This window comes from Streptomyces niveiscabiei (assembly GCF_001419795.1).
Taxonomy (GTDB): domain Bacteria; phylum Actinomycetota; class Actinomycetes; order Streptomycetales; family Streptomycetaceae; genus Streptomyces; species Streptomyces niveiscabiei.
Genome location: NZ_LIRL01001040.1, coordinates 230 through 3,838 on the forward strand (window position 1 = coordinate 230; position 3,609 = coordinate 3,838).

General features: G+C 68.5%; 3 protein-coding genes. 2 read left to right on the forward strand and 1 reads right to left on the reverse strand.

Annotated features, from left to right (window positions below):
• The first annotated feature begins 217 nt into the window (after nucleotides 1-217).
• Complete coding sequence (locus tag AOK24_RS39310) at nucleotides 218-1,012, forward strand: SDR family NAD(P)-dependent oxidoreductase (RefSeq protein WP_055724716.1); 795 nt, start codon at nucleotides 218-220, stop codon at nucleotides 1,010-1,012.
• A 676-nt stretch (nucleotides 1,013-1,688) separates the two neighbouring features.
• Here the strand turns inward: AOK24_RS39310 and AOK24_RS39315 are convergent.
• A complete protein-coding gene (locus AOK24_RS39315; protein WP_055724717.1) occupies nucleotides 1,689-3,218 on the reverse strand; it encodes a helix-turn-helix domain-containing protein in 1,530 nt (509 codons plus the stop codon).
• Between the two features lie 168 nt (nucleotides 3,219-3,386).
• On the opposite strand from AOK24_RS39315, the gene AOK24_RS39320 reads away from it, so the two are divergent.
• The coding region (locus AOK24_RS39320; RefSeq protein WP_159052152.1) for an NAD-dependent epimerase/dehydratase family protein at nucleotides 3,387-3,609 on the forward strand (223 nt) is incomplete at its 3' end.

A 3,609-nucleotide genomic window follows, 5' to 3' on the forward strand; every position in this document is an offset into this window, starting at 1 on the left:
GAGAGCACCCGGCTCATCGGCGGTGCCGTCACCTTCGTGACCGAACCTGCCCACGACATCGTCGGCTCCTGGATCCACGGCTCCTGACGTTCCACCATGCGCGGCCCACCCGGCAGCACGCTAAACGCGTTCGCGCAGGCAGCCGACGCAAGGCCACGCCATACCTCCACCGGCCGACCGACCACCAGACGCACTCGCCACAAACTGGAGCACTCCTATGAACCGCTACAACGACCGCCGTGTACTGATCACCGGAGCGGGCTCCGGCATCGGCCAGGCCACTGTCCTGCGCATACTCGCCGAGGGCGGCCACGTCGTCGCCGCCGACATCGATACGGCCGGCCTGACCGCCACCCGCAAGCTCGCCGCCGACACCGGTACCCAGGCCCGTCTGCACACCGTCCAGGTGAACATCGCCGACGAGATTTCTGTCCGCGAGGCCGTCGCGGCGGCCCTCGCCGCCCTCGGCGGCGGCCTGGACGTGCTGGTCAACGCGGCCGGTATCCTGCGCTCGTCGCACACCCACGAGACCAGCCTGGAACAGTTCGACCAGGTCATCGCGGTCAATCTGACCGGCACCTTCCTGATGATCCGCGAGACGATCCCGGCGCTGCTCCAGGGCGAGAACCCGGCCGTGGTCAACTTCAGCTCCACCTCGGCGAGCTTCGCTCACCCCTACATGGCCGCCTACGCCGCCAGCAAGGGCGGCATCCAGGCCATGACGCACGCGCTCGCCGCCGAGTACAGCAAGCAGGGCATCCGCTTCACTGCCGTCGCGCCGGGCTCGATCTCCTCGGGGATGACCGACGCGAGCGGCACCAGCAAGGAGAACGTCGGCCCGGGCCTGCCACACGACGCGGACTACGAAGTCATGATGAAGCTGCTTCCGGCCATCGGCGAGGGCTTCGCCGGTCCGGAGACGGTCGCGGGCGTCGTGGCCATGCTCGGCTCTGTGGACGGCGCGTTCATCACCGGCACGGAGATCCGCATAGACGGCGGCACCCATATGTAAGCGGTGGGATGTCAGCGGCGGACCAAACTGGAGTCCCCGGACCATCAGTTCGGGCCTCGCGTGGGCCGACGCCCCCGTCGCCGTCCTCCCCTTCCGCCGCGGCCCCGGCTTCTTGTGCGCCGTCAACTTTCGGGACGAGCCGTACCAGCAGCCCGAACACACTGCGACCCTGCTGGCCAGCGTCCCGATGACGGATGGACTGCTGGAACCGGATCACGTGATCCGGCTCCAAGTCTGACCGTTCCCTCCGGGGGTAATGCCCCCTCCCGATTCGCCAGGGCCTCTCCGGTGTCACTCCCCGCTGACCGGAGAGGCCCTGGCCCCTTGGACAACGGACAGCTGTAAACCCTGTCCATAACTTCCGTTCGATCACGAGCGTCCCCGGCAGAGGCCCGTCCCCGCGTAGTGGCGGCTGTCCTGGAAGCCGGGGAGAGCCTGGAGGTTCCCACCTTGGGTAAGCCCTGCCGACAGCCGGGAAAGGGGCTGACCTGAACATTTCTTTGTCGGTGGCATCCGGACATGTTCCCGATGGCGCAATGTACCGAGGACGCAGCGGCCGGAAGCTCTCGGTCCCGGCGGAAAGTCCCAGAAAAGTCCCAGAGGCGCCGCCCCCTCCCCTCCCACCTCGCGTTCACGCAGGTCAGGAGGGGTGTGGTGGTACTTTTCCCGCAGGGCGTCAGATGTCCCGGAAGATCTCGATCTGCGCGCCGATCGAGTTGAGGCGTTCCGCGAGGTCCTCGTACCCCCGGTTGATGACGTACACGTTGCGCAGGACGGACGTCCCGTCGGCCGCCATCATCGCGAGGAGTACGACGACGGCGGGGCGCAGCGCGGGCGGGCACATCATCTCGGCGGCGCGCCAGCGGGTCGGGCCCTCCACCAACACCCGGTGCGGGTCGAGGAGTTGGAGGCGTCCGCCGAGGCGGTTGAGGTCCGTGAGGTAGATCGCGCGGTTGTCGTAGACCCAGTCGTGGATGAGGGTCTTGCCCTGGGCCACGGCCGCGATCGCCGCGAAGAAGGGGACGTTGTCGATGTTGAGGCCGGGGAACGGCATCGGGTGGATCTTGTCGATCGGCGCCTCCAGCTTGGAGGGCCGTACGGTCAGGTCGACCAGGCGGGTACGGCCGTTGTCGGCGACGTACTCGGGCGTGCGGTCGTGGTCGAGGCCCATCTCCTCCAGGACCGCCAGCTCGATCTCCAGGAACTCGATCGGCACGCGGCGCACGGTGAGTTCGGACTCGGTGACGACGGCGGCGGCCAGCAGGCTCATCGCCTCCACCGGGTCCTCGGAGGGGGAGTAGTCGACATCGACATCGATGTCCCGGACGCCGTGCACGGTCAGGGTCGTCGTCCCGATCCCCTCGACCTTGACGCCGAGCGCCTCCAGGAAGAAGCACAGGTCCTGGACCATGTAGTTGGACGAGGCGTTGCGGATGACGGTGACCCCGCCGTGGCGCGCGGCGGCCAGCAGCGCGTTCTCGGTGACCGTGTCCCCGCGCTCGGTCAGCACGATCGGGCGGTCCGGGCGGACCGTCGGGTCGACGACCGCGTGGTACTGGCCCTCCGTCGCCGCGATGTCCAGGCCGAAGCGGCGCAGGGCGATCATGTGCGGTTCGATCGTGCGGGTGCCGAGGTCGCAGCCGCCCGCGTAGGGGAGCTTGAAGCGGTGCACCTCGTGCAGCAGCGGGCCGAGGAACATGATGATCGAACGGGTGCGGACGGCCGCTTCCGCGTCGATCGCCGCGAGGTCCAGCTCGGCCGGGGGGACCAGTTCCAGGTCCACGCCGTCGTTGATCCAGCGGGCGCGGACGCCGATCGACTGGAGGACCTCCAGGAGGCGGTACACCTCCTCGATGCGGGCGACCCGGCGCAGGACCGTACGGCCCCGGTTCAGCAGCGAGGCGCACAGCAGGGCCACGCACGCGTTCTTGCTCGTCTTGACGTCGATCGCGCCCGAGAGGCGGCGTCCGCCGACGACCCTCAGGTGCATCGGGCCCGCGTACCCCAGCGACACGATCTCACTGTCCAGGGCCTCACCGATTCGGGCGATCATCTCAAGGCTGATGTTCTGGTTGCCCCGCTCGATCCGGTTCACGGCACTCTGGCTCGTCCCCAGCGCTTCCGCCAGTTGGCTCTGTGTCCAGCCACGGTGTTGACGGGCGTCGCGGATGAGCTTGCCGATGCGTACGAGGTAATCGTCTGCCATGGGGCTGAGGTTATCTCAGATATGAGATGGCGCCTGTCGAGGGGTCCATTCGGGTGACCTGGGCACCCTGATCTCCTTTTATCGGCTTATGCCTGAAATGCCGTTACGGCTGTCGCGGGTGCCATAACCGGATACCCCGTTTCCCCGGGCTCTGACATCCTCGGCGGCATGCGCGTACTGGTGATCGGGGCGACGGGGACGATCGGGCGAGCGGTGTCGGAGGCGCTGGCGGCGAGACACGAGGTGCTGCGGGCGTCACGCGGCGGCCCCCTGCGGGCGGACCTCGCGGCCCCGGCGACCCTGTCCCGGCTCCTCGAGGAGGCGGGCCCCCTCGACGCGGTCGTCTGCTGCGCCGCGAGCGGCCCCCTGATCCCCCTCCTGGACCTCTGTC

What these genes read in the sequence shown, in the direction of transcription:
- AOK24_RS39310 (WP_055724716.1), top strand. Translation starts at nt 218, where the DNA reads ATGAACCGCTACAACGACCGCCGTGTACTGATCACCGGAGCGGGCTCC.
- AOK24_RS39315 (WP_055724717.1), bottom strand. Translation starts at nt 3,218, where the DNA reads ATGGCAGACGATTACCTCGTACGCATCGGCAAGCTCATCCGCGACGCC.